The sequence below is a fragment of the Mycolicibacterium vaccae NBRC 14118 = CIP 105934 genome (assembly GCF_001552715.1).
Taxonomy (GTDB): domain Bacteria; phylum Actinomycetota; class Actinomycetes; order Mycobacteriales; family Mycobacteriaceae; genus Mycobacterium; species Mycobacterium vaccae.
This window is the reverse complement of record NZ_BCRS01000085.1, coordinates 1-26338: the sequence shown is the minus strand read 5'-3', so window position 1 is coordinate 26338 and position 26338 is coordinate 1. Positions and strand designations below refer to the sequence as shown.

Genomic DNA, 26338 nt, shown 5'->3' with positions numbered 1-26338 from the left:
AACGGGCTGGTCGGCGGCAGCCCAGGCGGAGACCGCAACGGCCGCAAGCCTGGGGACGGGGTACTGGGCTGCGACGATTCTGAGCTCGAATCGAAAAACGGGGAGTCGGAATCGTCGTCCGGAGCGTTGTTCGTGAACCGAGGATCCAGGCCTGGCGGATTAGCCGCGGTGGGGTCGAAGTGGCGGTTGGGGACGAACGGTCCGAACTGAAGATTCTCGAACTGGCCACCCGGGAGATCGGTGTTGGCGCCCGAGCGCAACGTTCCATCGATGATCTCCTGAGCCCCGACGATGTTCTCTCGCCGGATACCACCCGGGAAGGCAACTTCGCTCTGGTAATCGAATCGGTGATCCCCCAGGGTCGCGTTGACGTCGATACCGCCGGGCGCGTAAATGATGTAGCGAAAGTTCCGGCGGCCTACTTCTTTGTGACCGGACGGGCCGTTGAAAGCCAGGTTTGGGTCGCGGCTCGAAGACACGAAGGCACCGTTTTCCCCGTCGACGAAACCCTGGAGGTCAGTGTTCGAGGGGTCACGCGGGAGGAAACCGAACTCAAACGGACTATGGGCCGCACCCAATGGGTCGCGATGATCATCGCGAAATACGAAGTTGGTGTCCGTGCGATACTGCACGGTTTTGCCAGGCGGTAAGCCGGTGACCGGGATGGATGGCGCAGTGGGGGTGAACCCGGGCTGTGCCGTCGGAAGATGCGGATCGGGCGCCGGTGGAGTCGGGCTGTATGTCCCCTCACGGAATGTGTTGGGGATATCAAGGTCGATGTCGCCATCGTTGACGTTCACGAACCTGACGTGGAAAGTCTCCGAATTTGAGGGTACTGCGGGGATTGAAGAGCCCGGTGCACTCGACCGAGTGCCCGAAGGTCCGGCTTCATCCGGACCCGGCCCCAATGCTTCTGTCGTGATCGATGGATTGGGTGCCTCAACGCGCTCGAAGCCATTCGACGCATCCTCGGGCGTGATAGCCGCACCGGTGGACACATCGCCGGCGACGGACCCCGACTCCGGCGGATCGGGTCGGGGCGCTTGGTAGGCACCGAACTCGCGGGTCAGATCAGCATCAAGCAGCGCATCCACGGTCGGGTCGATCTGTGACCACTGCCCCGGCGCCACCACCCGACCCTGCGGATCGATCACCACCGCCCGCACATCCGGCGCGTGTGCCACCTCCGAGGGCATGCCATCACGCGGATAGTCCTCAGGACTGCTCACTTGCTGGCCATCCGGACGCTGCGGATCCACCCACCGCAACCCGTCGGTGGTGGCATGCACCGCTACCACATGACCAATCGCACCCCGCGGACGCGACACCATCACCACCGCCGTCGACCCCGGCCGCGCCGCCACCGCCTCCAACAACCCCTTGCGATCACCAACCCGCGCCCACTCAGCAGCGTCAACCACCTGACCCTGCACACCCGAAATACCGCCGCGGTCGAGCACCATGTCATCAGAGCTGACCGGCCTGCGAATACCGTCCGGATACAGTTGTCCGACAACCCAATTCGCCCACGGCACACAATCAGCCAGCGACGCATCTCGCCCCAACCGCGGCGGGACCCCACCCACCACAGACCCCAACACCGACGCCGATATCGGCCACACCGGCACTCCACCCTCGAAACGGCCCCCAGCATTACTGTGCGTGGGCGGTCGCCCACCGGCGGTGACTTTGGGCTTGGGACACTTGCTGGTCGGCGGTGGCGGCGGCGGCGCCGGGATCATCCCGGCGACGAGTTGGGATTTCTCATCCATAGACGAGTGCGATGCTGATGTCGGGACGGGGCTGCTCGCGACGTTCGACACTGCCGTCGGAGCTGAATTTGATTCTGCCGCAATGCCTGCCGCTGCCCTCGTGGTCGGTGCGTCGGGCTTGGCGCGCTCTGTCGGGTTCGCCGAGGGTGTAGATGGCGATGTCGGCGGGTTGCTCGAGGCTTGGGTCGTTGCGGTCTGTGTTCCGGCGACCGATGTCGGCCCGGTGGTGTGGGCGTTGGCCCGCGCGGGTTGCAGTGTGGTCATGTTTGCGGGCGACGGTGGAGTTCCGGCGTCGGCCACCGTCGGCGGCGGGGTTGTTTGGTTCGCAGCGCCATTGGCGTCCGACGCCGCGGTACTGGCTTGCGTTGATGGGTCGTGAGTTGCCTCGTCTACCTGGCGTGAATCATCCTGCGCTATGTCATTGCCAAGTGGCTGGCCGACCGGCGGCGACGCATCACCGTGCGTCGGTGGGGCCTCAGCCGGTGTTGCCGTCTGAGATAGCGTAGGCTCCGCTTTCCCTCCGGAGCCTTGGCCGTGGTGCGAATCATGCTGCACTGGCGATGAATTGGCGTCCTCGCCACCGGAGTGCTGTCCGGAGGTGTTCGACTCATTCTGGCTGGAGAGCTGCTGCGGGGTGGGCTGGCTGCTGGAATTCTCGGTCGAACTCTGCTGTGTCGGCTCTGGGGCACTGCTACCGGCGGAAGGCTGCTGCGTATCTGTGGGCGGATGATGCCCATCGGATCGATGCGAGGGCGTGACATCGTTGGAGTCATCACCAAGTGACTGTTGCGAACCCGGCTGTCCGTTCTGACTGCCGACCGAATCATGCTGCGGCGCAGCCTGACCGGCCTGGCCGTCGCCGGTTTCCTTCGGCGAACCGGCGCGAGTGCCGTTCTCACTGCCGGACGCCTGCTGCGAACCCGACCCACCGTTCTGCCCGTTGTCTCCTGATCGGGCTGATGAGCCGTCGTGCGTCTGCGACGCATTCGTCGTCGCCGTATTCGAAGTGCGAGCGTTGTCCGACACCGAACTCGATGGCCCATCAGACGGGGCATTGGGCTGGTGCTGCGCGTAGGGCGGAGGTGAGCCGCCTGGATCGGACTCCTGATATTGAGGCGGCGTGTCAGCAAAGCTGGTGTCGCCGGAATCATCGCCGCCAAAGTCCTTGGTGTCGTCGGGCCCCTTGGCCTCGGCGTTGAACGCGTGACTGCGGCCCGCGTCCAGATCGAGCGGCGGCGTGTCGGGGCCACCGCCGTGCGAACTCTGGATGCCGCCGGATACACCACCCAGGACGCCGCCTGCGAGAATCTCGCCTGCATTGAGGCTGCCGCCCACGGCGACGGCACCGACCACGCCGGCAACCACTTCGGTACCGTACGAAGCGCCCGCACCAGCGAAAGCATTGCCGATTCCGCCGCCGCCGTGCTTGCCACCCAACGCCCCGAACGCCGGACCATGGAAAGCTCCCCCGGCCGCGCCCCCGGCAGCAGCGCCTTTGGCCGCGGTTCCGACGTCCTTCCAATCGATCTCGTCCTTGCGTCCCTTGTCTACCTGATACTGCTGGATGGACAGGTTGATGATCAGTTCCTCGGCGACCTCCTGGGCGCTCTGCTGGGCGACTTCCCGGAGCAGTCGGGCCACGGCGGTCTTGGACAACGCCTGGATCGCCCGACGCACCAACGCCTGCATCAGCTGAGTGAACAGCATGCGGATGACCGCCATAGTCAGCAGCTCGATCACAGGGATCCACGCCAGAGAGGACCCGAATGTCCACGGCGCCATGGCGATCGCGTACAAGAGCTCCGCGGCACCCATCGACAACCCGATCAGGATCTCGATCTTGGACGCCTCGATCTGCGTGCCCGCCGCACGCGCAAGCTCCCCAACCGCCGACATCGCCTCGACCAGCTTGTCCATCGAGAAGTCGCCGTCGAAAAGCAAGGCGAACTCCTGCTCCACCGCGGCGGCCGTCTCCCCCGTGATCACCGACATCGTGCGGCTACGCACCCGATTCAGGTCGGGAATCAGATCCGACATCTCCGCCGTCGACGCTTTCCAATGTTCGCCGATGCGCCACAGGCCGTCCTCATCGCCTTGGGGCCACTTACTGCCCGCTAGGTACGAGACCCACTGCAGCTCTGGAGGAATGTCGATAGACATGACGCCTCAGGCGCAGCCGCTGCACGACTGCACGAAGAACGCGGTGCAGCTAGATGTCATCAGTCCGCTCGAGAGTGTCCGCCCCGGTCCGTAGGCCATCGGCGTACTCGTCGAGCAACTCCGCCTTGGCCGCCACCGACCCCTCCACCCACGCCCGCTGCCCCTCATACCCCTTATCGTCGCCGTCCCCATGGCGAAACTTCCGACCGCTGTCATCGTCGCCCCACGGCGCACCCTCCGCGGCCAGCTTCACCGACAACCGCGACAACACCCCCTTCATCCGAGCACTCACATCCGCCAGATCAGTAGACGCAGCCCGCAATTCGCTCGGCCGAACACCGAATTCCGGCATCGATCACCCCTTGATCGTCGGGAACGAGGAATCGACGTCGCCGTCGTTGTCGGTCCGCTTCGGCTGGGACTGCAGCGAATCCCCCATCGCGCTCACCTCGGCCAGCGCCTCCCGGAAACCGGGCAGACCGATGACGTTGCCCGAGATCTCGGACACCGCCTTGCGCCGCTCGTTCATCGGTGCAAGCAACGCCTCCGACCGCTTGTCCAACTGGCGGACGGCAGCCTGCGCTGCGCTGGTGATGTGCCCGCCGAGTTCAGCGAACTCGTGGTCCTCCAGATAAGACTCGTCCACGACGGTCTCGACGACCGTGCGCTGCGCGTTCACGGTGACCTCGACCATGCCGTCGGCGGCCGTCGCGCTCGCCGTCATCGTCGATCGCTGCTGCTGGATGTTGGACAGGTCGCGCATCTGTTCCTGCACCAAGGCCAGCACCTCACTGAACTCGTTTCGTATCGAATCGTTGCTCACGCTCATCCTTTCGGTCTGCAGGCGCCGATGCGAGACGAATCCCGACCGTATCGGTCACCAGGCCTCTACTCATCAAATGCTTTTGCGGGGTCGATCATTCAACGTCGGCCAGGTCAGACTCAGGGTTCTCCGCTGACCTCGCGCAGCATCTCTATGTCGGCGGCGATGAGGCCGTCGATGCGCTCGGAGAGCAGAGCAGCCGTCAACGGGATACCACTGCTGCGGTCAGGCGCACCCAGGTAGTCGCCATCGTCCTTCACCCTGATCCAGGTCAGGGATTCCTTGCCGGAATCGATGCCCCACTCCCTGGCCGGGCGCCAGTTGCTCTGCACCTTCGCGTAGGCCGACAACTGTGAGACCGACACCTTGACGCCAGGATCGGCGACTACTTCGTGGTGTGCCACGACTACGTCGTCATCCACGATCGCCGGACGTATCGGAACATACTCGGGGATCACGATCCGCGGATGGCGGCCGGGATCCTGCAAGCCCATGGCCGCCGCGACGGCCGCGCCCAACTCGAACGGCGAGATCGTGTACACATCCAGGACGTCCGCCTCGGGCCGTTGCTCCAGCAGGTAACCTGCCTGCCCGGTGCGAAAAGCCAGTACGCGGATACTCGGTGTGTCGGCTGGGATGTACTGGACGTGACCGGCAACTGTGACGTCGGCATGCGGCCACGCATCCAGACACCTGGCGAAGGTGCTCAGATCCCCCGAGCGCAGACGGTCCGGCAGTTGCGCCGCGTAGGGGGCCACGTCGTCAACGAACTCGAACCGGGTCGGCCGAGTCAGCATGAAGGGGTACGGCAAGGAATCGCGGCCGTCACGCTCGTTGATCAGCTGTAGGTCCAGCAGCTCCATTGCGCCGACCTCACGCCGCGAAGCCGGCTCGCTGTGCCTGATCGCGGTGCCCATCAGGGGCTCACGTTCCAATCCTGATCCCAGTCGGCCCCGTCTTGACCGATGACCGACACCACAGCGTCCTTCTGACCGATGATGTCGTTTCCGTTGCCTTCGCTGCGAAGTGCCTTGTTGCCCTTGTGGTCCTTGCCTTCCCCTCCCTTGCCGCCACCGCCTTGACCGCCGCCAGGCGGCGGACTGCCGGCGGGGTATCCCGGCTGTCCCGGCGCGGTATCCGGCTGTAGTGCGCCCATGTGCGCAGCCGGGGTGAAACCCGCCGCCGCGGCAGGCACTCCGAAAGACGGCAGCTGGGGCTTGCCGGCCCCGACGCCGGCCGCAGCGGCGCCACCTGACCCGGCGCCGGTACCTGGGTTGTTCCCCAATGCGGCTTGACCGCCGTGGGTTCCGGTACCTCCATTGAATTCGGGTGGTGGCTGTGTCGCCCCCTGCATTGCGGTCTGCACGATTTGATTGACCCCGTCGAAGATATCGCCGAGAAGGCCGCCGCCGACGGACGAGCCGCCGGCCGCGACGCCGGGCAACCCGGCCGCATTGTTGATGTCGGACGGGCTCAGCGCCGATGGGCCCAAGAGGCTCCCAGCGGAATCCTCGACGTCGACCGCCTCCGCCGGTGTGACCTCGGGCAGCCCGGTCGCCCGAAGCGCCCCAGAGTCGTTGAGGACTGTGCTGAGGTCACTCAGTTGCGGATCGTTCAACAGCTTCTGCGCGGCCTTCGCGGTTTCCGGGTCACCGAACAGCGTCTTGACCGCATCGGCCGCCTCGGGATCGCCGAACAGTGTCTTGGCCGCATCAAGCGCTTTGGGATCACCGAGCAGACCCTTGGCGTCTTTTCCGAAGAGTGTCCTCGCGGCATCAGCCAGCTTGGGATCGCCGAAGAGTTTCTTGGCCGCATCCGCCGTCTTCGGATCGTTGAACAACTTGTCTGCGGCCGCAATCGACTGCAGATCGGTGAGCACCTTGGACGGGTCGAACTTGCCGCCAGTGTCGGGACGGCCTGCGTCGGATGGACCGTCGAGGCTGGGTAATCCGGGCAGTTGTGGAGTTTGCGCCCCGAGACTCGGCATGGCCGGGGGAGTACCGCGGGGAGAGGGCGACGCGCCCCCTGCCCCCGCCCCGGAGTCACCTCCGGACTCTCCCGCGAGGTTCGGAGTCTTCGTCTGCGGCGGAGGGGGCGGGTTGAACGACTGTTGCGCCGTGTCGTCAGTTGTGGCTGGAGGGCCGCCGTACCGGCCGTCATCGGCCTTTCTGGCATCTCTGCCGGACCGATAGCCAAGCGACGACAAAGCGTTGTCGCGGCGCGCGTCGTGATGGCCGCCGCCACCGACGGCCCCGCCGACATCTGGGGTCTGCGCCACACCGATGGCGGGGTGATTATTCGCGATGTCCATGATCTGCTTCGAGTAAAAGTCGGTCATCACCTCGCGGGCGAAAAAGTTGAAATATCGTTTGACGGTGTCGGTCTCGTTGGGGTACGCCGACAAGCAGGCCTGGTAGATCTCCCATTGGTCGAGGATGTTGTGCTTGTTCGTCGACATGGTCTGCGAGAAGTACTCGCTCAGCATGCCCAGCGACACCGCTCCCTTACCCAGTTCCTCAGGGACCTCGTAAGAGCTCAGGAGATTCGCCATGGCGGCGTCGTGTGTTTTGCCCCGCCACCCGCGTTCGCTTTCCAACGTCTCGACACGGACCTTCAAATCCGACATACCCCTGATGATCTGTTGGGCGACGTCACGCAGGGTGTTGTTGTAGCCGGGGGCGATGTTCTCCGAAACGCCTTCCATATAGCCGCGGATGGTCTCGTAGTCCTTATCGCCGAAGAATTCGAGGGCAACCGGCGCCGCCTCGAGTTTGGCGCCGTTGCCTTCCTTGCCGACCTTGGCGTCCGGTTCGTTCTTGCCGCCGCCGTTGCGCGGATCGCCGTGGTTGTCTTTGATCTTGCCGTCGACGTGGTCCTTTCTGTATTCGTCGAATGTCTTGGGACGCGGATCTTCCACGACCCAGGGGCTCACGACAGTGGCTACCATGGTGGTTCCAATCCGATAGGTAGAAGGGACGGCTGGCGTTTCCGCTTATCTGGGACGCCTTCTCGAATGTCTGGTCGGATGTCTACGTAGAGATCTCTGCTGACCGTCGTGGCGGGCACTAGCCCGACTCGATCAGCCGCTTGCCGGCCGCGGTGACCGTATCGGCGAATGCGTCGAGGTACTCGGTGTACTCCTTGATGACCCGTTTGAGCTCGTTGCACCCGCTATCGAGATTCCTTTTCGTCTGCGCCGCCGACTCCAGAGTCCCGTGTGAGTCGTACCCGGGCAGCCCTTCGACCTTTTTCAGCTGCTCGTTGAGGAGATCGCGAAACTCGTGGACCGCCTTGATGTACGCGTCGCGTACCTCTTTCGTGAGCTCGAGGTCCGGCTCGCCGTTCTTGGCGCCGTCTTTGAGGGCGTTCATGCTGTCGATCCACGTGTGTCCCATCGACTTTTCTCTCCTTCGTTAGGCCTGGTGACTCGTGGAGCCGGGGCCGGCCGGGCCCCGGCTCCACGAGCACGTCAGAATGCCGCGGCGTTGGCCCGGTCGAGCGACTGCATCGCGTCTTGCTGATCCTGAGCCTGCTTCTGAGTGTTGACGGTGGTGTTCACCGCTTCGTCCAGCATTCCGTCGATCCTCTGGTGTGCGGCGCTGAGTGCGGCGGCGCCCTCGCCCTCGTACACACTCATCAGCGTCGTGAAGATCGAGCTGATGTCTTGGCGCACTTCCTGGATGTTGTTCAACATCCCGTTGATGTCGGTGAGCGAACCGGCGTTCGCGCCGAAGTTGTAGAGAATGTTGTCAGCCATGTCTGTTCTCCTTGTCCTTAGCCGTTGTCCATGTTGGCGACCGCCCGGAGGTGCTCCGAGCCTTTCTCGACGGTCGCGTCGAGCGACCGGATGATCTCGTCGAACTCCTCGCGCTGCGCTTGCGAGGTCTGCCGATAGGTCGAGGCGCTGCCGCCCTGCCAGTTCGCCGACAGCATCTGTTCTTGCGCGTCGCTGATCTGGTTGAGCTTCTGCACGGCCTGCCCGCGAGCCTCTTGAATCTGTTGGATCTTCGCCTCGGCTTCTGCCGGGGTCAGTGAAACGCTCATGTGCGTACTACTTCCTTCCTGGTGACATGCGGAATCGTCTGGGGATAGCGGTTTTTCCCGTTTGGTTCTTGCTACCCGCCCTCCCATCTCTCGGCGGAAAGGTCGACGAGCTGACCCATGGCCTGACCGAAGGCCTGGTCGGACCCCGGCTTGAGCGTCGACCACAGCTGCCCGGACGGCGACATACTGGGGACGGCGATCACGCGACCGCGTGCGGTGTACAGGACCCCGACGGCTGCTGGCACACGTGCGATCAGGCCTTCACCGGGAACCAGGGTGCTGTACACGATTTCGGCGAAGGCCCGCCTCGATCCCAGTGCCGCCCCCAACAGCATGGCGGCACGTTGCTGGACTCCCAGCGCTCGGATCCGGTCCGCGAGGACGAGTGGGTCATGGCTCACCGACAACGCCTCGGTCATGTCCGACAAGGGCGCACCGACCGGATCGATCGCGGCTGCTCCAGCCGACGGCAAGTCGCCGAGAAGCGTTGCCGTCACGTCCGATAGCGCGATGTTCATACCGAGAACCCCGACGTCGAGCTGCTCCCCGACACGCCGCGCCATGACGCACAGCGAGCCCCGCCGGACGACGGTGAAGCGCCCGACTCCGGCCGGGGTCACCAATCGCATGACGAGTTCGCGGTCTGGCCGTTGCAACGCGTGAAGCACCGTAACGGTCTCGGGGTCGACCACTCCGTCGACGACGACGCCCCGTTGGGTAAGGGTGTGCGCCGCATGGTTCAAGGCGGCTTCCCGGACGTCCACCGTGGCGTGACGAGCCCGCAACCCCAGCACCGTGGGCGACCCGGGCCCCGACGTTCGCAACGTCAGCGCAGCCAGCTCGTCTGCTGTGAAGGACCGTTCCTGAGTTAGCGAATTGGTCATGCGTCCGTCTCCGCTCCGCGTCCGATGACTGCGGGGGCGACCCAGTGATCCGACACCTGTTCCAGGGTCGATTCCGGCGGATCGGCGTACGTGGGCGCCTCCGGTTCGGACGGGAGGACCACACCGTCGAAGGCCGAGCTGGTCGGGCCCCAGCTCACGTTCGACACCAGCAGGGGGGCATCGCTCGTCGCCGTCGCGGGCAGCCAGGTCCCGCCGGCGCCCGCCAGGCCTGCCTCGGGCTCACCGCCGCCTGCCAAGGCCTCGGTGCCGAGTGCCGACTCGTGCTCGCGCGAGTTGTCGCCGCGGCCCATGCCGGCCGCCATCGGACCATAACCGCCCATACCGCCCATACCCGTTCCGGCACCGGTCGACGTACCGCTGAGCGACGCCCCGGCGGACGCAGGCCTCGCCTCACCGCTGGACTTGACCGCGGCGACTTTGAACGCCCCCAGCGGGGCGGGGGGGACGGATGCACCCCGACCGCCGCCGCCACCGTGACCGGCCGCGTCTCCGCTGGCCGCCTGCGCCTCGCGTTCCGCGGCTCGCGCCGATCCATTGCTGACGTCGGGTGGGGGCGGCTGATCCCACGGCTCGGCCAAGTCGGAACACGAGTCCTCGTACTGCTGCATCACAGCGGCAGCACTGGTCTGGTCGGCATCCGCGGCCTCGTCGAACTCGGCGAACCGCCCATTGAGGATCGCTCCGTTGTAGGCGGCCAACGACGCCATCACGTCACGGGTCGTTTGCGCCTCCACGGCCTCCGCCACGGTCGGCATGGCCAGGATGGCGACGCTGTGGGCGACGGCGGCCTCTTCGGCCCGTTGCCCATTGCCTGCGGCGCTGAGACTCATTGCCCGCAGCCATTCCCCGAAGTCCTGGATCCGGCGAACCACCGCGTCGGCCGAACCGCTCTCGAACGCGCCGGTCAGCTGGTCGGCGAGCCTCTGGTATTCCTCGGACACGGCTGCCAACTCGTTGGCGACACGCACCCAGCTGGCTCCGGCTTGGCCGGCGGGAGTGGGACCGGGCCCCTCGGTCAGATCTCGGGCGAGCTGCTCGGTGCTGCGCGATTCCCACGCGACATTCGTGAATCCCATGTCCTGACCTCCTCTCTGAAGCTGCCGGTAAGCGACGATTGCCGCGGTGCACGATCGGGTGATCGATGTGCAGCGTCAGACCGCAAAGCCTTCGTCGAGTTTCGTGACGTCGTCGGCCTGGGAACGCAGAGTGGCGGCGGTCTCGCGCATCTCGGTGGCACCCCGTTCCAGCGACGCACCGAACGCGTCGTGAACGCCGTTGAGGGTGTTCGCAACCCGCTGCGAAACCTCGTCGCGCGCACCCGTCTGCACGGAAAGGTTGGGGGCCTCGGTGTGCAGCAACTGCTCCACGCGGCCGGCCAGCGCATCCAGCTGGGCCGATGCCTCGGCGACCTCCGTCGGCCGCATCCGCAGAATCTCGTTATCCACCATGGTTTCGACTCCTATCAAATCCGCAGTCCGACACCGGGACTGTCCAGTGGGTCCTTCTCACCGATTACCGGTGGCGCGACTCTGCCTAGATCGCCGACGATCTCGCCGCCCTGGTCTGAGGTGTGCAGGAAATCGGCCGCACTGTGGCCCGAACCGACCCCGGCCTTGCCCTGTTGACTCATCGGGGGCGCACCCCCGCCCGCCATCGGCGCGCCAGCCGCCGCCGCTTCGACGCCGGATCTCGTCGACGTCGCCTGCACCGAAGTCCTAGTCTCGGCCCACGGAAGCGGCGCACCGAGTGGGCGTCCGGTTGACGCAGTGGCCGCGGCTGACAGTCCGCGGCGAAGAGCGCCGGCACCACCACCACTGGCTCCTCCCCCACGCGGACCGCTGCTCGCCACCACGCCTGAGGCTTCAGCCGGCGCCATCGCCGCCCCGGAGGGGACGCTTGCGCTTGATGCCGAACCGATCGCCTGAGCCACCGGTGATGTGGCGGTGGATATCAGTTGCACCAACGAGTTCATTCCGGGCCCGCCGGTTCCCGGAGCGGTAGTGACGTCCACCGGCGCACCGGCCGCCGTCACGGTGGCGGTTTCCGCAGCCAGAGCGCTCCGGGTCTCCGCCATGACCTCGCCTGCCGAAGTGACCGCCTCCGCCGCGGCGGCAATGGCCGCGGCAATCCCCCAGGGGAAGATGATGCTCGGCCCGATCGCGGCGATCTTGGCCCAGTAGACGTTGATGATCTCGATGAGCCGCGCCTGCGCGTTCTGTACCGCAGCGGTCGCCGTCGCCAGGCTCGAACGGAGTGTCGCAGCTTGGTCGGACACCTTGGTTCCATCCGCCAACGCGGCTTGGGTGGTGGCCTGTGCCGCAGTACTGGCGTCACCCTGCCAATCGGCCCCCAGGCCCGACAGCGCCTGCTGCACTTGCTGTCCCACGAACTCCAGCGTCTGGTTGATGCCGTCGAAAGACTGCACCGGGTCGGGTTGCCCCATCTGCCCAGAACCGAGGCTGCCGAGTGCATCGGTTACCGGCTGAATCATCTGCGACGGATCGAACCCACCCGCCCCACCGTCGCCGGGCGCATCGCCGACGGGGTGTGCCGGCTCCTCGTTCGACGCAAGCCCGAGCCGGGCCAGGATCTCGCGGACAGGTTCGTTCAGGTATCCATCCAGGTTGAGATGGGCCGCGTCGAGAGCACCGGGCGACTCCGAGTTCGGAGCCACGCGGAGCGTCTCGGCGCCGTTCCCCGGTGAGTAGTGGTGTGTCGTCGATGCCACCTGAGGTCGCCCCGGTCAGCCGTTGTCCGTGACGATGAAGGAAGCCTTCGCTGCCTCCGTCGCCACCCCGATCGCAGCGTGCAGCCGGGCAACCGCCAGTGTCGCGGCATAGTTGTTCGCCTGAGCGGACCCGTACGCCGCGAGGTACTCGGCGCCGATCGGGCCCAATGCCGCGGTGGCCGACGCCAGGTTTGCGGCGTGGTCTGCCGCCCCCGCAGCAGACACCGCCGCCGCGGCAGCCGCATTGGCGGCCGAAAACGCTTCGAGCCCCGGGGGAACTACTGAAAACGCCATCTCAACTTCCTCTCGGGAATGCCACGCGGGCTAGCAACGGCGGGAATGCGCTACGGAGTGGGAAACGCGCGATCGATGAAATCCATTCACTCGCGATGGTGGAGCCGCCTCGAGACCGCCATTGAATGTTCCCGGAGCTTCCCGCGTTTCAGATGGTGATGGCAACGCCGCGAGGACGTGGACCGGCACGAAGGAGATGTGGAGGCCGATGATTGCTGACAGCCGTGACGCCCAGCAGGTTTTCGACGCCGGGGTGTTGTCCCTGGGCATCCCGATCGACGGCGTCGAGATCGAACAGGACCTGCAGTACGCGGCGTCGGCATTCCGCCGGGCCACGGAGTACGACCCGAGCATGTGCGATGCGTGGCTCGGCCGGGCGGCCACCGGCGAGACCACCGCCGAGGTGCTTCACCACCTGAGCGTCAACGCACGGAACCTCGGTCGCGAACAGCGTCGGCTGGGTCTGCCCCCTCGCTCCCTGGCGGGGCGCTTCGAAACCGGCCTCTACCTCGACTACCCGCTCAGCTCGCTGTCCGAGATCCGCGTCGCGTACGCGGCCAGCCTCATTCAAGGCAGGGACCACGCAGCCGCCGAACAGATCCTCGACGAGCTGGCCACCGCCGGCGGCTCGTCCGTGGACCCGTCGACCGACCAGATCCAAGCGTACGTTCGCGGCGTCTTGCACTTCACGACCCAGCGCTGGCCGGACGTGCTGACCGCGCTTGCCGACTCGGCGTCCTACACCGACGAGTACATTGCGGCCGGCTGCCATCTCATGGTGGGTTCAGCCTGCGCTCAGATGGGATTGTTCGGCGAGGGCATCCGCCGGCTGGATCAGGCGATCAGCGGCCCCATCCCTGCGGCGCAGCGTGCTGCTGAGTTCTGTAAGGGACTCACCCTACGTGAGATGGGCAACGAGACCGACGCACGCCAGATCTTCGAGCGGATCTACAGCGAGGATCCCGGTTTCGCGGCCAATTACGCCGCCCTCCAGGACCCCAAGTTCCGGCTGGTGGTCACCACCAAGGAGTCCATCGACTCCCGCCGGGACAAGTGGGATCCCGCGAGCGCTCCAACGGGCGCCGACGTCGACGCCGAGGAACATGCCGAACGCAGCAGTCAGCACCTGAGGGCCGCACAGGAGGAGCTCGACCGCCAGGTCGGGCTCACCGACGTCAAACTGCAGGTGGCCAAGCTGCGGTCGGGTGTCACGTTGGCCAAGCTGCGCCGAGACAAAGGGCTCAGCACGGCGTCGAGCAGTCTGCACCTGGCCTTCACCGGCCCTCCCGGCACCGGTAAGACGACCATCGCCCGGGTTGTCGCCCAGACCTATTGCGGTTTAGGACTTTTGGAGACGCTCAAGGTTGTCGAGGCCAAGCGCCAGGACTTCGTCGGCCAGCACCTCGGCAGCACGGCGATAAAGACGACCGAACTGATCGACTCCGCCATGGGCGGGGTGCTGTTCATCGATGAGGCCTACACCTTGATCCAAACCGGACTGTCCGGAGGCGATGCCTTCGGCAAGGAAGCGGTCGACACCCTCCTGGCACGCATGGAGAACGACCGCGATCGCCTGGTCGTCATCATCGCCGGATACGACACCGAGATCGACCGCTTCCTCGGTGCCAACGAGGGGCTGTCGTCCCGCTTCACCAAGCGGATCCGCTTTCCGTCGTACACCCCAAGCGAACTGGGCGACATCGGGCGCCTGATCGCGGGTTCGCGGGATTCCGAGCTGTCGTCGGAAGCGTACGACGATCTGGTCGCGGTCTGCACCGAACTGTGCTCGGGTCAGTCCGCCGACGCGGACGGCAACATGCGTAAAAACATCGACCTTGCCGGCAACGGTCGGTTCGTCCGTAACGTGATCGAGGCAGCCGAGGAGGAACGCGCGTTCCGGCTGACCGAGAGCTACGGCATGGCGCTGGACGAAATCGACGAGACCGCGCTCGTTCGCATCGAGTCCAGCGACGTCAAGGGCGCGTTGAGCAACATCTTGCAGACCCTCAACTTCCAATAGGATCCAGCAACCGACCGAACAGTCCGCCAGCACTAAAGAGGAGACTGCGTGACCGACCACGACAGCGCCGATGGTTACGGCCGCCACCATGATTCGGCACCGGCGCGTCACGCAGCGGAAGACACCGGGGAGTTTCCGTCCCGGTTCAACACCAGCTTCACCGCGGGAAACCTGGGCTCGACCGCACCGCCGCCAAGGGACTTGCCCTCGGCCGCCGAACTGGGGTTGACGCGCTCGGAGCGGCCTCCCGGACGGCATGGTTGGCGCAAGGCCCTGCACCGCGCCACTGGGGGAACCGTCACGCCCGGGGTGGACGCCGACGTCGACTCGGAACCCGTCCGCACTGGCCGCTTGCATCACGGAATCTGTAGCATCGCGGTGCTTTCCATGAAGGGCGGGGTAGGAAAGACGACGACGACCGTCGGCCTGGGTTCGACGATCGCGACCATGCGGGGCGATCGGGTAATCGCCGTCGATGCCAATCCCGACCTCGGTACGCTCGCCCAGCGCGGACCTGACCAGGTCCGGTCCACGGTCCGAGACCTGCTGGCGGACAGAGGAATCACGCGCTATTCCGATGTTCGGAGGCACACCTCACAAAGCGGCAGCCGCCTGGAGTTCCTGGGTTCGGCGCGTGACCCGGCGGTGTCGGAGGCGTTCTCCGAGACGGACTACCGAGATGTCCACCAGGTTCTGGACCGTTTCTACAACGTCGTCCTGACCGACTGCGGAACCGGCCTTACTCACTCGGCGGTCCAGGGCGTGCTGAACGCCGCAAGCGCCCTGGTGGTGGTCGCATCCCCGGCGATCGACTCGGCCCGCAGCGCCGTGGCCACGCTGGACTGGCTCGAACACCACGGTTTCGGTTACCTGGCGGCTCACACCAGCGTCGTCGTCAACTCGCCGTGGGCCAGGGACACGTCGGTCAACGTGTCCCAGCTGACCCGGTACTTCCACGACCGGGTGCAGAACGTCGTCGTCGTTCCCTACGACGACCATCTGGCAGAGGGCGGCGAGATCCAGCTCGATCGGCTCAATCGCAAGACCAGGTCGGCCTATGCCGCATTGGCGTCGGCCATGCCGTCGGCCTTCACACACGGAGGGCGCAAGGGTGAGTTCACCCTGCGCCGAGTGGGCCGCGCGGTTTGAGACCGTTCTGCGCGGCGGATCAATACGTGCCCGGTGCCTTCGGAGCGGAGTCCGGTGCCCCCTGGCCCCGCTCTTCGTAGGCCCGATCGGTCCGGTCGACCCCGGGCATGCCCGCGTCAGCAGTGACGTCACCCTCGGCCCGCCGGACCCTGGGCTCCGACGGTGCCGGCGCCATCGGCGACACATGCCGGGCATACTTCGCCTGCAAGTCAGCCCATGGGTCCAAGTCGCTTCGGGGTGTGCCGTCGACGGCGCCCCGGGCCTCACCCGCAGCATCCGCCGTTCCTGTGGCGGAGTGCTCATCAGGCCAATCGGCACCGTACTGTTGGGCGTATTCCCAGTAAGCCCGGACGTATTGGGCATACCCGTCGTAGTCATTCTCGGGTGCGGACTGTGCCCCTGACGATTCCCGGGGTTCGAGCAGCAGGGCCGACACCGCCACCACCACCTGCAGCGCCAGGAGGACATCGACCGCGACCAGCACCCAGCCCGACCCGCCGGCCGTGACCGTGGCGGTCACGGCATCGGTCAACGCGGTCACCGCCACGGCGACGACGAGCCACCCGCGCACTGCCTGCCCGGGCAACAGGCCGGTGACGGCGACCGCACCCGCCAGCACCGCGAGGGGTACCGCGAACCCAGGCGGGGCGACCGCGGCCAGACCCACCGCCCACGCCGCCAAGCCGAACACCGCGGTTGCGGCCCAAAGTGCCTGTTGCACAAGTCTTTTCCCGATTACGGCCGACCCTGTCGAGTTCCAGCCCGCCGTCTCCGTTACGGGATCGGCGTCGTAGCCGTTTTGGCCGTAAACACTGGACCTCTGGCTCATCGCTGCTCCTGCCTGCTAGGCCAGTCCCACTCGGGCTGGTCACCGTCATCGCTCCATCCACGCACATCCACCTCGCCGACCACGTCGGCTTCGTCGACCACGTCGAACGAGGACCCGATGTATCGCATCTCCTCGCCGGTCGCCACCATCGTCACCGTCGCCGAACCCGTCCGAGTGGTCACCAACACCTCGTCGCGGTCCCGGTCGAGCAGTTGCAAGCGAACGTCGGCAGCCGTCGACGGGGGGCTGTGGATGGGACTCACCACCATGGCGGTGGTACCTGGCCGTACCGATTGTTCGGGTTCCCCGTCGTACATCTCCACCGAGTAGTCCCGACGCGAACCGGCCTCGATAGCGCCGCGGTCAGCACCGGTTGCCTGGAGCTGGTACACGTCCCCCACCGCGTCGACCATCTCCCGCCACGCCCCGGTACGCCGGGTATGCACGCGAACGCGAGCGCCCAGCGCCAGGGACCGCAACACCACCTGCTGGGCCAGGTGCAGCGTGCCGTGCAGCTCCACCCTGGCCACGGACGGCCCGAACAGCGGCACGGCGACCGCGCGTCCGTATTCGTCAGCACCGACGACCTGACCGCACCCGGAGACCGGCAGCTCGAGACCTGCCAGCGTTGGTGCACCCTCGTCGTCGCCGCGGGCCGTCATCCACTGGCCGACCGGCCGTCTCGGCGTCGGCAAGGGCAGGGCGCAGACGAGTGCGTCGAACTGGCGCCCCGCAAGTCGGCGCAAATCAGCGCGTCCCGGGCGGTCGCGGTCGGGTGAATCCAGGCGGACAATACCGCGGAGCTCGACCACGTCGCGCTGCTCGTCGCGTCGCAGTGACAGCGTCACCGTGGTCGAGCGGCTGGGCAGTTTCCACAGCGCGTCGAGCCCGCCGGAAGTACACACCGCGGGCGGAATTCCGTAGCTGCGCATGTGAAATCGACCGCTGCGGCATGCCGTCCAGGTCTCCTCCAGCGTCTCAAGATTCACACCGCTGGAGAGCTCGGTGACCGCGTGCGCCATGCCCGAGGCGGTTGTCGTGCTGGCCCTCAGTCCGGCATCGCAGAGTCTGTTGGTCACCCGCCGCGTCGCGACGGCCGCGGTGTGCAGCGCCGCGTCCCAACCGCCGCCCCGAGCCCGGATGGCCCCGGGGCAGCGAGCCGGATCGAGCCGAACAGCCAGCCAGACCGAGCGGTGGGCGATGGCCGGCAGTGGCCCGAGGACGGCGTCGTACACCGCTGCGACGTGCCCGCGCCCGGCCGAGCGGGAACCTTGGCTGATCACGTCGATCGACTCCAGCGCGATGTCGAACTGCCGTAAGCAGTCAGCCAGGACACCCACTGGCACCGCCTCTCCCGCGACCGTGACCCCCGGTTCCAGCACAGCGAGCGACTGCGCCGTCCCCTCAACTCGGATCATCGACGTCAGAATCCTGCCGTCCCAGGCGAACCCGATCTGCGCGCCCCCGGGTTGTTCGTGGTCGAACGGGGCCCAGCGAGGCGTTGCGTGCCGTCCGCGTCGACCCGTTGCGGGTTGCCGGCGCCGTCGGCGGTCCCGCCAGAAGGCGAACCGGACAAGAGCCCGCCGCGCGAGCGATCGTCCGGCCACCGGCACCACGAGAACCAGTCCGACGGCCAACCCGCAGGCGGCGCCCCACCATCCGGGGTGATCGAGCCGGAGTGCGAAACCGAGTCCGATGCACACCACTGTCTGCGCCAGGAGCAGATCCGCCAGCGGCATCATTCGCTCGATGAGGGGCCGATCGGTCGAGGTGAACGCCACCGCCCCCGGGCCCGCCGACGCCACGGCCCGTTTACTGTGTCGACGCGCGGCCGTCGTACTCACGGGGTGGTCTCCATCCTGGATATATGCGCAGTTTCGCGCCGCGTTGCGAATGCTTTCGCCGCGGATTCGGTTCCTCTACTAGTAAGGACGCTTTCGACGCAGCATTCCTTCGCGAGACCACGAGGGAGAAAGGCACGCATGCCGGCACAGGTCACTACGCGCGCTCAGGTAAATGGCTACCGCTTCCTTCTGCGACGGCTACAACATGCGCTGATCCGTGCCGACTCGCGGATGATCCACGACCCGATGCGGGGGCAGATGCGAGCTCTGCTCACCGGTGTGGCCGCCGCCGTCATCATCGCCGGCGCCGCGGGAATCCTCGCGTTCTTCAAGCCTGTCCCCAGCTTCGGCAACTCGACGATCATGATCAGCAACACCGATGGCGCTCTGTATGTCCGGATCGGCGACCGGTTGCACCCCGCGCTTAATCTCGCCTCAGCCCGACTGGCCGCCGGGAGGAACGAGACACCCGGACGGGTGGACCGCAAGTTCCTCGACACCGTGGCCCGGGGTCCTGCGCTGGGCATCATCGGGGCCCCGAGCGCTATCCACGGCGGGGACGACATGAGCACCTCGGCATGGGCGGTCTGCGATTCCACGGTGACGCCGCCCGCCACCGCGTCGGTCGGCACGACGTCGGTGTCGACGACAGTCCTGGCCAACAACCCCGTACTCGACCGTGACATCGTGCCGGCGACGACCGGGCAGGCGCTGCTCGCCCGGTCGGGCGGCGATACCTATCTGCTGTACGACGGGGTCCGCGCCGCCATCGACGCCCGCGACCCGGTCCTCACCGCAGCCCTACGTCTGGACGGCGTGCAGCCCAGAGAGGTCTCCGTCGGGCTCATCAACGCATTCCCTCTCGTCGCGGATATCCGGCCGATTCGCATCGGCGGGATCGGTGCGGCCACGTCCTACCTGCCGCCGGAGTTCCCGGTGGGCTCACTGGCGCGCACCACGGACTCACGGGGTGAACAGCTCTATGTCGTCCTGGCCGAGGGACTCCAACCGGTCTCGGCGGCGACCGCTGACATCATTCGCTACGGCAACCCGGAGTCCGCCGCGGCGGGCGAGCCATCGGTAATCTCACCGGCCCGGCTCGGTCAACTGCCGGTCGTCGACGTGCTGGACGTCGACGACTACCCGGCGACCGCGCCGGATCTGGTGAGTGCCGACTCCGCGCCCGTGGTGTGCATGTCGTGGGAGCGCCGCGTAGGCAGCGCATCGGCGTCCACGAGGGTGCTGCTCGGCAACCGTTTGCCGCTGCCCCGGGACGCCCAGCCGGTGCAGGTGGCCACCGCCGACGGCGCCGGACCCAGCGTGGACGCGGTGTACCTCAAGCCGGGCACCGGTGAGTACGTGCAAGCCGCGAACCCGGGGTCCGGACCGGCCTTCGGCGACCTGTTCTACGTGAGCGACGTGGGCCTGCGCTATCCGGTCAAGGATCCGGCAACCGCGACGATCCTCGGTCTGGCCGGGGTACGCGAATCACGCGATGCCCCCGAACACGCCCAGCCGGCTCCCTGGCCGATCCTCTCGTTGCTCCCACCGGGACCCCGGCTGTCACAGGAAGCGGCGATGATCGCCCACGATGGCATGGCCGCCGACCCCGCGGGGCGAGCGATCGGGTCCGGCAGCGGGTCCTAGCCAGGCGCCGAGCGTCACAGTCGCAGCCCCCGGAAGAACGCGTAGACCCCGACGATCCAGCAGGCCAGCGGAACGACCAGGCCGACGGCGAGGTACTCGCCGAGCTCGACGAGGCGTCGCATCACCGGGGAGAACTCGCCCCTCGGCGCCACCAGCCCACACACCACGACGAGCGTGGTCATGGCGATCAGCGCCAGGGCGGCCTGGACCCGCCACTCGGGAAGAAAGACCACGACCTTAACCACGACCAGTAGGGCGGTGAGCAAACCACCCCCGATCAAGGTGGCAGCCTGGACGAGGTCGTGGTGACTCCTACCCCGTAGACACAGGACCGTCGCAACCGCGATCCCGAGGGCCGCGCTCTGCCAGTGGAAGCCGTCGTGGACGTCATTGGCCAGGTGGGCACCGGTGACAGCCGCGATCGCGGCCGCGGAGACGACTCCGGTCAGGTAGTCCGACGCCCTACTGACGCGTCGGCTCATCCCCTCCTCGGTGGGAACCATCCGGCTGATCGCGCGCAATGCATTAACCCCGTCGACTGTTGTCCCACCCTGGATTTCGATGTCGTCGAGCGGTTCCCCTGCCGTCGGGACGCGAGGGACCGGCAGTCGCGACGCGACGATCGTGATTCCCGGCGCCAGGTACACGACCACGACCGCGACCGTCGCCAGGATCGCCCCGATGGTCCGGGGCGCCGGATCGACGGTCAACTGGACCAGCGACATCGGAATGCCGAACGCCGCCAGCGCGATGAACCCGCTGAACAGCGCACGGCCCGTTCCGGTAAGCAGCAGCACGAGCAACGCCGTCAGCGCCGTCACGCCCAGCGCCACCGGCAGAGCGGTGATGCCCTGGGCGACAGGCAGGACGTACAGCAAACCGCCGAACAGCAACGGCAACGCCGCAGCGGCGGGGCCTGCCGCGCTCTCCGAGTTCTCGGCCGGCCGGGCCCTCACGCACGCGATCGCCGCGCCGACGGCGCCCACGAGGACGAGAACCATTGCCGCCAGGGACATGCCGAACACCGTGAATCGGGATGCGAGCGTGGGCAGCACCAGCACCGCTGCGATCGCGAGAACCGTGCTCATCGCATACCACCCCGTCGCGGGCCGCCGGAGCCACGAGTCGCCGGCCGCTTCGCCGCCTGACCCCGTCAGCTCGTCGACCAGAATCGACGGGGAACGTTCGCCGATCCGTCGGATCAGCAGGACGTCGCCGTCGAACACCTCCGCCTCGGCAAGGGTCCGTCGGGGATCGATAACGGCCCCGTTGAGGCGTCCGAACGTCCATCGTCCCGCGCCGGCAGCGGCATCACTGTCGAGCAGGTCGTCCACGTCACCGAGGTTGGCCATGTCGACGACTTCGCCGGCGAGCACGGAGACGCTCACCGTGGTGGGCAGGCCCACGTCGATGAGATGGGTTCCGACGACGACGGTCACCCGGCTCAGCTGCTGGTCCTCGTCTGACTCGCCGTCGAGTGTGGACAGCGTGGGCGGCATGGTCATGGTTCGGTGCCTCCCGGCGACTCTCGTGCGGACCTCATCTTTCGTCAGGTTGAACGCGCTGGAGCGGAATTTGCGTTCTACATCAGTGGACTCGGCGCACATGTCGGGCCGAGAGCGTCGGAGGTGGGATGACCAGGCAGGGCTTCGTCCGTCGGTTGCGGCTGTCGCCGCCGCGCATGCCGGGCGGCGAGGTGAGCCTGCAATCACCCCCGGAGGTGCCGCGGGTCATCCCCGGAAACCTCCTCATGAAGTTGATGCCCATCATCATGCTCGTCGCCGTGGTCGGGATGATCGCGCTGGTGATCACGGTGGGCGGCCGCGACGTCAGCCGCAATCCGATGTTCCTGCTCTTTCCGCTGATGATGATCATGTCGATGGCCGGCATGTTCATGGGTGGCGCCAAATCGGGCAAGGCGGCCGCGGAGCTCAACGAGGAGCGCAAGGACTTCTTCAGCTACCTGGCCGGGTTGCGGGACGACGCCGAGCACACCGGCGCGGCGCAGCGGGCGACTCTGCAATGGAGCCACCCCGATCCGCGCACCCTTGTCGACCTGGCCGGCACGCGCCGCATGTGGGAGCGCCGGCCCACCGACAACGACTTCTGCCACGTCCGGGTCGGCGTGGGCACCCATCGCCTGGCCACCCGTCTGTTGGCCCCCGAGACCGGACCACCCGAGGACCTGGAGCCGGTGTCCACCGTCGCGCTGCGACGCTTCGTCGCCACGCACTCGGTGGTTCACGCCCTGCCGACCGCGGTGTCGCTGCGGGCATTTCCGACGATCAGCTTCGAAGGTGACCGCACCCGGATCCGGCAGCTGGTGCGCGCGATGGTGTTGGAGCTGTGCACCTTTCACGGTCCCGATTACGTGCAGGTCGCCGTGGTCACGTCGAATCCCGACAACGCCAACTGGAAATGGGTGAAGTGGCTGGCCCAGGCCCAGCACCAGACGCTGCGTGACGGCTGCGGCACGATGCGGCTGCTGTATCCGACGCTGGAATTGTTGGAGACCGCGCTGGAGTCCGACCTCTCCGAACGCGGCCGCTTCAACCGCAATTCGCAGCTCGAGGAGGGCCGGCGGCACCTGGTGGTCGTGATCGACGACGGGTACGTGACCGGGGACGAGCGGTTGATCACCGACGCCGGGCTGGAGAGCGTCACCGTGCTCGACCTCAACGGTCCCCGGGACGCGTCCGGGTCACGGCGTGGCTTGCAGCTCGTGGTCGACGGCGCGGACGTCGGCGCACGGACCGCCGCAGGAGTCGAACACTTCGCGAAGGCCGACGTGCTCAGCCTGGCCGAAGCCGAGGCGACGGCACGCACGTTCAGCCGGTTCCGGCCGGGCGGTGCCGCGCACATCGTCAATCTCGAAGCCAACGCCCGGGCCACCGATCCGGGCCTGATGGCGTTGCTCAAGATTCCCGACGCCGCGGAGATCGTTCCGGAGGAAGTATGGCGGCCCTCCTCACCGCGCAAACGGCTGCGCGTTCCCGTCGGCATCACCCCTTCAGGGCAGCCGCTGGAGCTGGACATCAAGGAATCCGCCGAGGGCGGGATGGGACCACACGGCCTCTGCATCGGTGCGACGGGCTCAGGCAAGTCGGAGTTCCTGCGAACCTTGGTACTGGCGATGGTCACGTCCCACTCCCCGGAGGCGCTCAACCTCATCCTGGTGGACTTCAAGGGCGGCGCGACCTTCCTGGGCCTGGACGGCGTTCCCCACATCGCGGCGATCATCACCAACCTCGAGGATGAACTGACGATGGTCGACCGCATGCGCGACGCGCTGGCCGGTGAAATGAATCGTCGGCAGGAGCTCCTGCGTTCGGCAGGCAACTTCGCCAACGTCGGCGACTACGAGCGCGCGCGGGCCGCAGGCGCAGCGCTGGAGCCACTGCCGGCGTTGTTCATCGTGGTGGACGAGTTCTCCGAGTTGCTCTCCCAGAAGCCGGATTTCGCCGAGCTGTTCGTGATGATCGGGCGACTCGGCCGAAGTCTGCACATTCACCTGCTGCTGGCCTCGCAGCGACTGGAGGAGGGTAAGTTGCGAGGACTGGACTCGCACCTGTCGTACCGGATCGGCCTGAAAACATTCTCCGCCGGCGAATCCCGCAGTGTGCTGGGCGTTCCGGATGCCTACCACTTGCCCAGCGTGCCCGGTTCGGGCTTTTTGAAGTGCGACGCCAACGAGCCTGTGCGCTTCAATGCGTGCTACATTTCCGGCCCCTACTCCAAGCCACGTCTCTCCTCGACCGGTGGCCGGCCGTCGACGCTGGGCAACCGGGCACCCAAGCTGTTCACCGCGACACCGGTGGAACGGGATCCGGCTCCCATCGCACCGCCGGAGACCGAAGCCAGCCAACCCGAGGACGAGACGTCGACGTCCTCGGCACGGACGACGCTGCTCGACGTCGTGGTCGGCCGGCTGCACGGACACGGCAGGCCCGCACACGAAGTATGGCTGCCCCCGCTGGAGTCCAGTCCCGCCGTGAACGCGCTACTGCCCGACTCCGACTGGCGCGACGCTCGAAACGTCAACGGGCGCTTGCTGATTCCCGTCGGCGTCGTGGACCGGCCCTACGACCAGCGACGCGACGTCCTCGTCTTGGATCTCGCCGGCGCGAAGGGCAACGTGGCCATCGTCGGCGGTCCGCAGTCGGGCAAATCCACGGCGCTGCGCACACTCGTCATGGCCGCTGCCGCAACCCACACCCCAGAACAGATCCAGTTCTACTGCCTGGACTTCGGCGGCGGCACGCTGGGCAGCCTGACCAGCCTCCCGCATGTCGGCAGCGTCGCCGGCCGGATGGACTCGGACCGCATCCGTCGCACCGTCGCCGAGGTGACCGGGATCCTGCGGGCGCGCGAGCAGCGGTTCCGCGAGCTGGGGATCGAATCGATGCGCGACTTCCGGCAGCGCAAGGCCACCCTGGCCGCCATGCCGCCGGCGGAGGCCGCCCGCGACCCGCTGAGCGACGACCACTTCGGCGACGTGGTACTCGTCGTCGACGGGTGGGCCACCATCAGGAGCGACTTCGACCTGCTCGAACCGGCGCTGCAGGCCATCGCGATCCAAGGCCTGTCCTACGGGGTCCATCTCGCGATCACCGCCACGCGCTGGATGGAGATCCGGCCCGCTGTCAAGGACATGATGGGCACCCGCGTCGAACTTCGCATGGGTGACCCGATGGACAGCGACGTCGGCCGCAAGTTCGCCGAGCTCGTTCCGGTCGGGCGGCCAGGACGCGGGATGAGCGCCGAACGGCTGCACATTCTCATCGGCCTGCCCCGGCTGGACTCCTCGTCCGACGTGGAGGATCTGCCGGCCGGCGTCGCCGCGGCCTGCGCGACGGTGCGCGCGGTCTACGGCGACCGCGAGGCGCCACGGCTCCGCATGCTTCCGCACGACGTCGACCGCGCTGCGGTCACCGCGGCCGCCCGCGACGCCGGCGCGCTGGGCAGGAACAAGGTGGCCATCGGCGTGAGCGAATCGGAGCTGGCGCCGGTGATCCTGGACTTCGACACCCAGCCGCACCTCGTCGTGTTCGGGGATTCCGAGTGCGGCAAGACCGGGCTGCTGCGCAACATCGCCGCGGGCCTGACCGAGAGCTCGACGCCGGAGGAGTGCAACATCGTCGTGGTCGACTTCCGGCGCACGCTGCTGGGCGCGGTCGAGAACGCCTACCTGAGCGCCTACGCGACCGCCGCACAGTCCTGCGGTGAGGCCATGGCCGAACTGGCCGCCACGCTCAAGGAGCGGTTACCACCCAGCGACGTCACCCAGCAGCAACTCCGGGACAGGTCGTGGTGGCACGGCCCCGACGTGTACGTCCTGATCGACGACTACGACTTGATTCCCGGTGGGTCGATGAACCATCCACTGGGACCGCTGGTCGAGTACCTGCCCCAAGCCCGCGACGTGGGTCTGCGCGTGATCATCGCCCGTCGCATCGGTGGGGCCGGGCGGGCCATGATGGATCCCATCATCGGGCGTCTGAAGGACCTGTCGTGCCACGGCCTCGTGATGAGCGGGACCAAAGACGAAGGCGCACTGTTCGGCTTCAAACCCCAACCCATGCCACCCGGGCGGGGAATGCTGATGTCCCGGTCGGTGAACTCCGACGTCATCCAGCTGTCACGGATGCCCGACCTGTGACCGAACTTTCCACGCCGAGCACAGTTCTCGACTCCACCGAGCACCATACGATTTCACCGTTGCCTGATCTGGTGCGGGTTGCGGTCGTCGGGCAGCGCCGACAGATCGATATGTCCCTCCCGCTGGACGTCCCCGTTGCTCTGCTCATGCCCGAGGTCGTCCGCCTTTTCGATGACGCATCCGCGCCCCGGCCCGGGGGGCCGGGGCCCGCCGGGTCCGAGGACCGCCCCAAGGACGTCGTCTGGGTGCTGGTCGCAGCCGAGTCCGGGACAGACCTGCCACCCGACGGCACACTGCGCGGCGCCGGCGTGGCCCAGGACGACGTCCTGTACCTCCAGGGCCGACACACCCTCGCCGCCCCCACGCTCTACGACGACGTGGTCGACGCCGCGGCGCACCTCAACCGGTCGGGCCATACCGGTTGGGACGCGGCGGCGGCCCGCCGGGTCGCGTACCTCGGGGTG

General features: G+C 67.0%; 21 protein-coding genes. 5 read left to right on the top strand and 16 right to left on the bottom strand.

The features are described 5' to 3' along the window. The 13 genes from MVA01S_RS31325 to MVA01S_RS16955 all read right to left on the bottom strand — a co-directional run. A partial coding sequence (locus MVA01S_RS31325) for a scabin-related ADP-ribosyltransferase (protein WP_353961401.1) occupies positions 1 to 3932 on the bottom strand: 3932 nt, incomplete at its 3' end. Between the two features lie 49 nt (positions 3933 to 3981). Then, the gene (locus MVA01S_RS17010) at positions 3982 to 4284 is read right to left on the bottom strand and encodes a WXG100 family type VII secretion target (RefSeq protein ID WP_040543315.1); all 303 of its coding nucleotides are present in this window, start codon (positions 4282 to 4284) and stop codon (positions 3982 to 3984) included. A 3-nt stretch (positions 4285 to 4287) separates the two neighbouring features. Beyond that, positions 4288 to 4755, bottom strand: a complete 468-nt coding sequence (locus MVA01S_RS17005) for a YbaB/EbfC family nucleoid-associated protein (protein ID WP_003934037.1) — start codon at positions 4753 to 4755, stop codon at positions 4288 to 4290. 119 nt (positions 4756 to 4874) lie between these two features. Further along, positions 4875 to 5672, bottom strand: a complete 798-nt coding sequence (locus MVA01S_RS17000; RefSeq protein WP_003934036.1) for an ESX secretion-associated protein EspG — start codon at positions 5670 to 5672, stop codon at positions 4875 to 4877. After that, the gene (locus MVA01S_RS16995; RefSeq protein ID WP_064635159.1) at positions 5672 to 7687 is read right to left on the bottom strand and encodes a HEAT repeat domain-containing protein; all 2016 of its coding nucleotides are present in this window, start codon (positions 7685 to 7687) and stop codon (positions 5672 to 5674) included. Before MVA01S_RS16995 ends, MVA01S_RS17000 begins: the two co-directional genes overlap by 1 nt. Positions 7688 to 7820: 133 nt before the next feature. Next, the gene (locus MVA01S_RS16990; RefSeq protein WP_003934034.1) at positions 7821 to 8150 is read right to left on the bottom strand and encodes a hypothetical protein; all 330 of its coding nucleotides are present in this window, start codon (positions 8148 to 8150) and stop codon (positions 7821 to 7823) included. A 74-nt stretch (positions 8151 to 8224) separates the two neighbouring features. Continuing rightward, the gene (locus MVA01S_RS16985; RefSeq protein WP_003934033.1) at positions 8225 to 8512 is read right to left on the bottom strand and encodes a hypothetical protein; all 288 of its coding nucleotides are present in this window, start codon (positions 8510 to 8512) and stop codon (positions 8225 to 8227) included. Between the two features lie 17 nt (positions 8513 to 8529). Continuing rightward, positions 8530 to 8799: a WXG100 family type VII secretion target gene (locus MVA01S_RS16980; protein WP_003934032.1), complete on the bottom strand. Its 270-nt coding sequence runs from the start codon at positions 8797 to 8799 to the stop codon at positions 8530 to 8532. A 71-nt stretch (positions 8800 to 8870) separates the two neighbouring features. After that, on the bottom strand, positions 8871 to 9683 hold the full coding sequence (locus MVA01S_RS16975; protein ID WP_003934031.1) for an ESX secretion-associated protein EspG: 813 nt from the start codon (positions 9681 to 9683) through the stop codon (positions 8871 to 8873). Continuing rightward, a complete protein-coding gene (locus tag MVA01S_RS16970; protein WP_060941649.1) occupies positions 9680 to 10780 on the bottom strand; it encodes a PPE domain-containing protein in 1101 nt (366 codons plus the stop codon). The genes MVA01S_RS16975 and MVA01S_RS16970 overlap by 4 nt, the downstream gene beginning before the upstream one ends. Positions 10781 to 10855: 75 nt before the next feature. Next, positions 10856 to 11152, bottom strand: coding sequence for a PE domain-containing protein (locus MVA01S_RS16965; RefSeq protein ID WP_003934028.1), 297 nt, complete (start codon positions 11150 to 11152; stop codon positions 10856 to 10858). Between the two features lie 14 nt (positions 11153 to 11166). Next, on the bottom strand, positions 11167 to 12432 hold the full coding sequence (locus tag MVA01S_RS16960; RefSeq protein ID WP_003934027.1) for a hypothetical protein: 1266 nt from the start codon (positions 12430 to 12432) through the stop codon (positions 11167 to 11169). A 15-nt stretch (positions 12433 to 12447) separates the two neighbouring features. After that, positions 12448 to 12726 (bottom strand): hypothetical protein, encoded by a 279-nt coding sequence (locus MVA01S_RS16955; protein ID WP_003934026.1) that lies wholly within the window; start codon positions 12724 to 12726, stop codon positions 12448 to 12450. Positions 12727 to 12934: 208 nt separating this feature from the next. Between MVA01S_RS16955 and eccA the strand changes: the two genes are divergently transcribed. Next, the gene (gene eccA, locus MVA01S_RS16950; protein ID WP_003934025.1) at positions 12935 to 14746 is read left to right on the top strand and encodes a type VII secretion AAA-ATPase EccA; all 1812 of its coding nucleotides are present in this window, start codon (positions 12935 to 12937) and stop codon (positions 14744 to 14746) included. Between the two features lie 48 nt (positions 14747 to 14794). Further along, the gene (locus MVA01S_RS16945) at positions 14795 to 15895 is read left to right on the top strand and encodes a MinD/ParA family ATP-binding protein (RefSeq protein ID WP_003934024.1); all 1101 of its coding nucleotides are present in this window, start codon (positions 14795 to 14797) and stop codon (positions 15893 to 15895) included. A 19-nt stretch (positions 15896 to 15914) separates the two neighbouring features. On the opposite strand, the gene MVA01S_RS16940 is transcribed toward MVA01S_RS16945, so the two are convergent. Both MVA01S_RS16940 and eccE read right to left on the bottom strand, forming a co-directional pair. Beyond that, a complete protein-coding gene (locus tag MVA01S_RS16940; RefSeq protein ID WP_003934023.1) occupies positions 15915 to 16616 on the bottom strand; it encodes a DUF5336 domain-containing protein in 702 nt (233 codons plus the stop codon). Between the two features lie 104 nt (positions 16617 to 16720). Then, positions 16721 to 18529: a type VII secretion protein EccE gene (gene eccE, locus MVA01S_RS16935; protein WP_003934022.1), complete on the bottom strand. Its 1809-nt coding sequence runs from the start codon at positions 18527 to 18529 to the stop codon at positions 16721 to 16723. A gap of 177 nt (positions 18530 to 18706) precedes the next feature. Between eccE and eccB the strand changes: the two genes are divergently transcribed. Further along, the gene (gene eccB, locus MVA01S_RS16930) at positions 18707 to 20215 is read left to right on the top strand and encodes a type VII secretion protein EccB (protein ID WP_040543312.1); all 1509 of its coding nucleotides are present in this window, start codon (positions 18707 to 18709) and stop codon (positions 20213 to 20215) included. 14 nt (positions 20216 to 20229) lie between these two features. Here the strand turns inward: eccB and eccD are convergent, their stop codons facing one another. After that, positions 20230 to 21720 (bottom strand): type VII secretion integral membrane protein EccD, encoded by a 1491-nt coding sequence (eccD, locus tag MVA01S_RS16925; protein ID WP_003934020.1) that lies wholly within the window; start codon positions 21718 to 21720, stop codon positions 20230 to 20232. Between the two features lie 128 nt (positions 21721 to 21848). On the opposite strand from eccD, the gene MVA01S_RS16920 reads away from it, so the two are divergent. Continuing rightward, positions 21849 to 25874 (top strand): type VII secretion protein EccC, encoded by a 4026-nt coding sequence (locus tag MVA01S_RS16920; protein ID WP_003934019.1) that lies wholly within the window; start codon positions 21849 to 21851, stop codon positions 25872 to 25874. 59 nt (positions 25875 to 25933) lie between these two features. Continuing rightward, the coding region (locus tag MVA01S_RS16915) for an EsaB/YukD family protein (protein WP_218006064.1) at positions 25934 to 26338 on the top strand (405 nt) is incomplete at its 3' end.

Bases quoted from the DNA above. Each gene is read 5' to 3' on its own strand.
- MVA01S_RS16990 (WP_003934034.1), bottom strand. From the start codon at position 8,150: ATGGGACACACGTGGATCGACAGCATGAACGCCCTCAAAGACGGCGCC.
- MVA01S_RS16955 (WP_003934026.1), bottom strand. From the start codon at position 12,726: ATGGCGTTTTCAGTAGTTCCCCCGGGGCTCGAAGCGTTTTCGGCCGCC.
- MVA01S_RS16970 (WP_060941649.1), bottom strand. From the start codon at position 10,780: ATGGGATTCACGAATGTCGCGTGGGAATCGCGCAGCACCGAGCAGCTC.
- MVA01S_RS16980 (WP_003934032.1), bottom strand. From the start codon at position 8,799: ATGAGCGTTTCACTGACCCCGGCAGAAGCCGAGGCGAAGATCCAACAG.
- eccA (WP_003934025.1), top strand. From the start codon at position 12,935: ATGATTGCTGACAGCCGTGACGCCCAGCAGGTTTTCGACGCCGGGGTG.
- MVA01S_RS17010 (WP_040543315.1), bottom strand. From the start codon at position 4,284: ATGCCGGAATTCGGTGTTCGGCCGAGCGAATTGCGGGCTGCGTCTACT.
- MVA01S_RS16985 (WP_003934033.1), bottom strand. From the start codon at position 8,512: ATGGCTGACAACATTCTCTACAACTTCGGCGCGAACGCCGGTTCGCTC.
- eccB (WP_040543312.1), top strand. From the start codon at position 18,707: ATGCCGGCACAGGTCACTACGCGCGCTCAGGTAAATGGCTACCGCTTC.
- eccD (WP_003934020.1), bottom strand. From the start codon at position 21,720: ATGACCATGCCGCCCACGCTGTCCACACTCGACGGCGAGTCAGACGAG.
- MVA01S_RS16920 (WP_003934019.1), top strand. From the start codon at position 21,849: ATGACCAGGCAGGGCTTCGTCCGTCGGTTGCGGCTGTCGCCGCCGCGC.
- MVA01S_RS17000 (WP_003934036.1), bottom strand. From the start codon at position 5,672: ATGGGCACCGCGATCAGGCACAGCGAGCCGGCTTCGCGGCGTGAGGTC.
- MVA01S_RS16965 (WP_003934028.1), bottom strand. From the start codon at position 11,152: ATGGTGGATAACGAGATTCTGCGGATGCGGCCGACGGAGGTCGCCGAG.
- MVA01S_RS16975 (WP_003934031.1), bottom strand. From the start codon at position 9,683: ATGACCAATTCGCTAACTCAGGAACGGTCCTTCACAGCAGACGAGCTG.